4 protein-coding genes and 1 pseudogene are annotated in these 7,021 nt (G+C 35.2%); all 5 read right to left on the reverse strand.

Annotation, left to right across the window (positions count from 1 at the left end; translation table 11 throughout):
- Positions 1-300 precede the first annotated feature (300 nt).
- Positions 301-636: a cation:proton antiporter subunit C gene (locus tag F6K22_RS25650; RefSeq protein ID WP_293104527.1), complete on the reverse strand. Its 336-nt coding sequence runs from the start codon at positions 634-636 to the stop codon at positions 301-303.
- Between the two features lie 1,682 nt (positions 637-2,318).
- On the reverse strand, positions 2,319-3,197 hold the full coding sequence (locus F6K22_RS25655) for a bile acid:sodium symporter family protein (protein ID WP_293104530.1): 879 nt from the start codon (positions 3,195-3,197) through the stop codon (positions 2,319-2,321).
- A 988-nt stretch (positions 3,198-4,185) separates the two neighbouring features.
- Positions 4,186-5,016 (reverse strand): metallophosphoesterase, encoded by an 831-nt coding sequence (locus tag F6K22_RS25660; protein WP_293104532.1) that lies wholly within the window; start codon positions 5,014-5,016, stop codon positions 4,186-4,188.
- A 275-nt stretch (positions 5,017-5,291) separates the two neighbouring features.
- Positions 5,292-5,726 (reverse strand): DoxX family protein, encoded by a 435-nt coding sequence (locus tag F6K22_RS25665; RefSeq protein WP_293104535.1) that lies wholly within the window; start codon positions 5,724-5,726, stop codon positions 5,292-5,294.
- Positions 5,727-6,676: 950 nt separating this feature from the next.
- A pseudogene (locus F6K22_RS25670) lies at positions 6,677-7,021 on the reverse strand (mercuric reductase); the annotation flags it as partial.

The following is a 7,021-nucleotide window of genomic DNA, read 5'->3' on the forward strand; positions in this document are numbered from 1 at the left end:
TCTAGAAAGCGAGAAAGTTTGGGTAGTAGATATATCAGGAACCCAACAAAAAATGGTAATGCCATCCAGGCAATTGTAATATTGGTCATTTCAGTTATCAGTTATAGTATTGCTATGACTATTTAGATATCTCCAGAAAAGAGGGAATAGGGAGAAGTCATTGATAATTTATGGACAATAATTGATTTTATTTTTGATTTTTGGAGAAGTCTATTAGAACATTCTCGCTTCTCTCAAATTTAGTCCGTGCTGCGAATTTAACTTCTGACTTGTGACTTCTAACTTCTGACTTCAACTATGTCATGGTGTATTATTGTCTTCTATCGCTTTAGTTTCCAGAGTAGGATTATCCTTTGCTAACTTCATCACACCCACTAGCATTAAAGCTTGAATTGAAAATCCAATTACAATAGCAGTTAAAATAACTGCCTGGGGAACCGGATCTGAATAAGCAACATTTTTGCCTGTGACTACAATAGGCGTAAATACACCATCTCGGGATGCTACCAACACATAGTAAGCAATAACTCCTGTACTCATAATATCCATTGAGATGATTTTCATCACCAAATTTTTCTTAAATATGATGCCGAAAAATCCACATAATACGGTGAAAAATATACACGCTTCTAACATATAATTTTAGGATTTAGTAATCAATAATTGGTTGAAATTTCAGATTTTGCCAGACAATATGAGAATGATTTTTTTTGCAATGTACAAAAACAATCTATTCAATGAAAAAAATGGTATAATTTTTAGCATCTTTAAACTGTTTTTTTGCTTTTCAAATCCTCTCAAATTAATAGCAGTTTGCGACTTTATTTAGTACAAATTTATTAGTTTTTCACCGAACAACTTTACTAAGATATTAAGATGAAGTTGTACTAGATTAGCTGGCTGCCATATATTATTAAACATGAAATTGGGTCAAAAGAGAAGAGACATTTGATACGGGTTCTGATAATTGCTTGGATCGAGCCTAAAGTCGGCTTTGAGGTGCTTCGTAAAAATAACTATTGCTTTTGTGATGTTGCCTGAGAAGTGGCCAGATTAGTATGAGTCTATGCAAGAAATTAGGAATCTTCTACGTTCACTTCTACAGCTTGACCTATCGCTAAAAAAGCTTCTTTGATTGGTTGGCTAATTGAACTTTCTAGTTCTCCTAGAATTGGTTCTTAGTATACTTCTAGAAAGTTGCTTCTCATATCAAATTCGGTAGTATTGGTGTAATTAGATCGGGAGTCAGGAGTCATAAATCAGGAGTCAGGAGGCGGGAAGGGAAGAGAATTTAGAAAGATTTGGCAATGACGCTCGTGAAGTGAACACTTTTTTATACCGAACCCGAGTAGATTTGATATCAGTCGATAAAATATAGCGCTTTTGCTTTTCTCCATTCGTGGGAATGTTCGTTGAATGAGCTTTTTTTTTGGTGGAGCATCAATTGAAAAATAATGTAAATGCCAGTATGATAAAATCTAGAATTAATATAGAATCCAGGTAATTAGTTATCGTATCTCTGAGGAGTCATGAGTCAGGAGGAAGAAAGGATTATGGAGCATGAATTTTTAAATTTGTATTTATTTCTCATGAAGAGGAAGTAATGCATGCGATTACTGTATAACTGGATTTGATATAAGTGGGGTGATATTGTTTTGTTAAATGGTTAGCGATCGCTATTCTGAAAATCTATCTAATATCATGTCCGGTTGAACAGTTATAAATAATTAGGGAGGAGACAGGAGACAACCCACCCCTAACCCTCCGGTGGAGGGGAGCCAGGAGACAACCCACCTCTAACCCTCCGGTGGAGGGGAGCCAGGAGACAACCCACCCCTAACCCCTCCGGTGGAGGGGAAGATAGGAGATAGGGAAAAAGTGTTTTCATCACGCTCTTATCCGGACATGGTATAACTTAATAAAAATTGTGTGGACAATTTCCGATCGCTTCCTGCAATTTTGTCAAAAAGCAGCACTCTGTCAGGATACTTGCGTACTCATAATTGATGAAATTAACCGCGTAACCTCTCTCAAGTTGTCGTCGAACTTATGTATCTCCTGGAATACCCGCAAAAATTACCCTTGCTGGTATAGCGCTACGCGCAAGTTCAAATTCAAGCATTCAAAAGTAAAAAGTAATCCCTGACTGAGTTTGAGTATTTATACATGTCTGCGCCCTTTGCTTCTACTCCTATAGTGGACAGTTATTGAGTACCCCTGAAAATGTCCGCATCATTGGCACCATGAATACTGCCGATGCTCTCAAACACTAAGACTTCAGCATAATCTCCCAAATGCCTTGTTTGGCCTAAATTCCACTAAATTTCCATTTCTGCTTCAGCACGTTGAGCAGCAATACGCTTGCGCCAGGTCAGATAAGGAATAGCAGCTAAAGCTCCCACTAACGCATAAGCTACCAGTGTTGGCAATACTTCCAACTGCGGAAAATTCAAACTAGCAATTAATAATGCTAAACCAGGGTTACGAGTGGCGCAGAAAACTGCTAACGCTGTACGAGTATCCTCTCTCAGTCCCCCCAATAAATGACCAATCGCCAAAGATAAAACTGTCATCAAAATAATTGCTACTACTGATAACCAACTCAAACCCAGAACAATATCCAGACTCTTTACCAACACAAAAATTACTAACACTATGAACATCACGTTAGCAATTTTTGTCAGTGGTTTTCCCATGTCGTCAGCAAGTTGTGGCCATGTTTCTCTGATGGCAATACCGATGCTGATGGGGAGCAACTGAGCAAATGTTACTTGTTCGGCAACTTGTCTGGGTAATATATCAACATCAGGGGGAAATAGAGAACTTAAAATTGCTAACAGTAAGGGAACAGTAATTACTGCTAATAGAGAAACTGTTACCTGAAAGCTGACTGTATAGGGAAAGTTGCCTTTTGCTTGGACTATTTTTCTGGTAGTCAATGGTGCGCCTGGACATACTGCCATTAATATTAGACCAATTTTGACTGGTTGTGGCAAATCAAATAATAGTAATACTATCAGCAATGTGACTATAGGAACTAATACATCTACTGCTAATAAAAAACTGAGTAGTATTTTAGGTTTTCGCCATAATAATGTGACTTGCTTGATGGTTAAGTTTAGTCCCAATGACAGCATTAGGGAAAAAATAGTTAGTTCGACAAAATTTGTTAGCAGCTTTCTAATAAACTCTTCCATAAATCTATTTTTTCTTAATAAGTTTTGGTAAGTTGCTTGCCCAAGCAATTAGGCGATCGCTGTCTTTATATTGATAAGTATCTAGTCATAAATAAAGTTAACTTTGAAGAAGAGTTGTTTATATTCCTTTGACTCCTGATTTGAAAATTATTATTCAATCAAAAATACTAATTTTAAACTTATTTTGGATGTTTAAATATCTCTATAAATCTCAAAAAAACGTTTTTTAGATAGTTTGATTAATTGTGAATCTTTACAGGAATTTTGCAATTTTTTAACTAATATTTTTGCTCAAACAATATTATACTAATTACCATGCATTAATGCTATACTTGAGGAAACTTCAATTATTAAGTAATTAAAAAAGGCCGAATCACCTTTTTAATAATTGTTAGCCAGAAGCGTATTAATTCTTCTTATTTTTACTTCTCGCTCTCGGACGTTGCATGTAACGTTCCTACCTCCAACCCTACTCAAGATAAGGGTTGAAAAGTTTTTGAGAAACAATATTAGACCGCCCTCGACAAAGAAATACTTTGAAGCTATCAGATAATTCCTAAGTGCCAATTACTAATCACAATTTATCTCAAGTTTGGATAGTCATTGATAATATGTTGTCTTTTTTGGGTTTTATCCTTATCCTGCGGATAAGCTGCGCTAAGGGACTTGCGGTTTATTAATCTACCAATCAGGTTTTGCGATTTCTTGAATATAGCTTGTTTGACTGGTACTTTATTTTTGCGCAAGTCTCTAACGGAGACGCTCCGCGAATGTTCCTCAACCTGATCTACGCTAACTATTAACCGAATATAATATTAAATTTTCAGCAGTTTATAAATATATGACATATGATTGTTACCAAAAAATTGAGGTAGATTTCATAATTAGATAAAAATCCTTGTATCTAAATATTTAGGTTGAAATCCACCTCTACAAATTTATCGCTAAAAATTAGTACCCTAAAAAAATAGAGCACATTTAATGCACTCTAATTAGTTTCTAATGTAATTACTGTAACTTCTGGCGGACAAAATAACCTCCCTGGAAAATAAGTTCCTAAACCACGATTCACATATAAATAGTTATTTCCAACTTGATGTAATCCCTGAGACCATTCCCAATACTCAACTATTTTGTGACATTTTTCCATAAATGGTACAATAGGTCGTAAAAATTTGGGTATGAGTCTACGAATAGGTTCTCGGAACTGAGGGAGAGGTCCGAGGAATGGTAGTCTAATCTGACCTCCGTGGGTATGACCGGAAAGTTGTAAGTCTACACGGAATTTTTGTAATACTTTAGCGGTATCAGGATTGTGGGATAAAACAATTCGGGGAACTGTCTTACTTATAGATTCCATAACTGTAACTGGTTTGAAGTTACCAGACCAATAGTCTTCTAATCCTACTAGAGCTAAATCGGAACCCAGAGGATAGACGACTTGGTTAAGTAGAATGGGAACATCAATTCGAGTAAAAGCGTCTATGACTTTATCTCTGGCACCCGGATATTCTTCATCGTGGTTGCCAAGTACAGCATAAACTCCAGCGCGACTTTCGAGATATTTCAACCGCAACACCAGGTCATCCACAGGTGTCGGTTCATCTGTGATAAAGTCTCCTGTAAGTAAAATTAAATCTGGTTCGACTTCGTTGGTAATGGCGATCGCTTCAGAGAGTAGCCATTCAGAAAGTCGCTTCCTGTCATAGTGGAAGTCTGACAGGTGTACAAGTTTTGTACCTTGTAAATTTTTAGGCAACCCAGTAATTTTTAGGGTTAAGCGATCTACCTGCAATTGGCCTGTCAATATCCTGTGCATAGTAAATATAATGTTACTAAACTAGGGCGCTTCTAGCATAGCAAAGCAGATGTAGGTTTTAAGATTTGGAAATGGGGTAAGGCCGTCAACTGGTGTCTAAAAATATATTTTTGAAAAATTTCTTTCCTTAGACATTTTGACATTTTTTAGTGTGGCACTATAGTTTTTACTTTGTATATATAGCAGTCGTAAAATTTTTAACTAATAAATTTCCATTTTAATATCTACCACTTAAATCTACTAATTAAGAACTACTTTTATAGTCTTTTTATAGTTTATTTTCTATTACGCAGGATTTTATCGATGGAAATAGTATTCAGACTACAACCTGCTAAAAGAATGAAGAAAACTAAGCAATAAATGAGTTGAGATGAGGCTGTATCCCATTCTTGAAGTAGGCAAACGCCAAACATTAATGGCATCATTAATACAAAACCTGCGATAATTGCGTTGCGTGTTTGTAGCCCTATTATCATTAGAAATCCAGATATTAATTCTACAGGAGTAACGAAAGCAGCAAATGGTACAATCAGAAAGCTTGGTGCTATATCTTGAAATCTCTTTACCATTGCCTCGATAAATCCTCCCATATTTCCAATTCGGACTAAACCATGTACAAAGAAGTTTATTCCGAATATTATTCTTAATAGTGTATAAGCTAAAGTTACGTCTTGGCGTTTGAGAAAAATTGGAGTTTCTATGTTATTCATTATCTTCTTTCTATACAATTTATCTATACAAGTATTGGCATTTTACTATTAGACATAGCCGCGAATAAAGATATATATTTTTTGCATCTAATAGGGAACAGGGAATAGGGAACAGAGAATAGATTTTCACGGCCAAAGCAGTACGAAAAATGTTTTTGTAAGTGACTTTGACAACTCTGGCTTATCTTAAATAAAGAGCAAGTTTATTTTCTGGAGATATCTATATAGATATAGCTTTAAATTTAGCACAATACTTTGATTGGAATCTTGCCTCTATAATTTTTTCAGAGTGGCTCAATTCATTAATGGATAATTACCTCTCCCTAAAAGGGAGAGGATTGACTAAAAGGAAAAAATTTATTTTTTTCCCCTATGTGAGGAGGCTTTTTACCTGAATTATTTAATGATTAATGATTAATTATTAATCATTAATTATTCGGTAAATTTATTCAACAATTACAACAGTTTCAGAATTTAGTGAGGTACAAAGTTTTATCACCTTAGTCAATAGGGAATAGAGATTAGTCTTAAACTGTATCTGATCATTCTAAAAAGTGCTATAATCACGCCGTGTGCAACTTTTTCCAACCGACGAAATTTAGGGAGTTGTGAGAACCAGACTTTCCGCTCTTGACCCAGAAATGCTGATTATTCCGTAGAAAGTTGCACATCGCCTATAATCATTAATTATTACATCTCCTCTCATAAAATAATTGGCTAAAAGAAAATTTTTTTTTTATTTTTCCTCCCTTTAGGGCGACAACCCGTGGCGATGCCAAGGAGAAGCTTGAAATCTTAATTTTTCGGTAAGAAATTTCTTTCTTCTTTCTTACCTCTCACTTTTCCTAACTTTAATATTGTAGTCTTCAAACAAAACTATTAAATTTCCTTCTTACTTCTTACTTTTTTCTTCTTCTTTCTTACTTCTTACTTCTTTCTTCTTTCTTCTTCTACAATGAACGTCGCCAATGAAATAAATTTTCTAGCCAATCTTTAACTATTTGATTATTCTCATGTTTTTGTTTTAACCATGCTGTTGCTGTTTGAGCATTAATTTCTGATATAGTCGGTAAAATATGAGGTAATTCAGCGATCGTTTCTATTTTTATTCCTTGACGAATAGCTAATGCCATAACATGAATTATCTCACTTGCTTGATTGCCTACTATTGAAACGCCTAAAATTTTCCCATTGCGATGACCGACAATTTTACAAAATCCTGTTGTTTTGCTTAAAATTTGTGCCCGGTCAATATTTTTAAAGTTTTGCCGAACAACTAATACATTCTCTCCATA

Source organism: Okeania sp. SIO2F4, assembly GCF_010672385.1.
Lineage (GTDB): Bacteria > Cyanobacteriota > Cyanobacteriia > Cyanobacteriales > Microcoleaceae > Trichodesmium.